This is a genomic window from Type-D symbiont of Plautia stali (assembly GCF_001485335.1).
Lineage (GTDB): Bacteria > Pseudomonadota > Gammaproteobacteria > Enterobacterales > Enterobacteriaceae > Pantoea > Pantoea vagans_C.
The window spans coordinates 1-354 of sequence record NZ_BBOC01000217.1; the positions used below are offsets into that span (position 1 = coordinate 1).

Sequence of the window (354 nt, forward strand, 5' to 3'; positions counted from 1 at the left end):
ATGGTTTATAGAGGCAAAGCTGACCTGGCCGTTCTGGAGATGCGGATGTTTTGTTGGACTGGTTATGTTGTTATCCCCAAGTGCTCCCGGTACTTCACCGGGCTCATGGCACCTAATGAGATCTTAATGCGCTTCTCGTTATACCATCGTATGTATCTGTCCAGGAAGCACATAAAATCTTTCAGCGTTATGCCCGCCCAGTTTCTGCCATAGTACATTTCATTTTTGAGCCGCCCGAAGAAGCCTTCGCATGCTGCATTATCCGATGAGCAACCTTTGCGTGACATGGCCCTTATAAGTCCCGATTCATTTATACGTTCAAGCCAGCCAGGCCATCGATAATGGCTGCCTCTG

At 48.3% G+C, this 354-nt stretch carries 1 protein-coding gene; it reads right to left on the minus strand.

Translation table 11 applies throughout. The features are described from left to right. Positions 1-62: 62 nt before the first annotated feature. Positions 63-354: IS3 family transposase (locus PSSD_RS27085; RefSeq protein WP_153011541.1), on the minus strand; the 292-nt coding region annotated here is incomplete at its 5' end.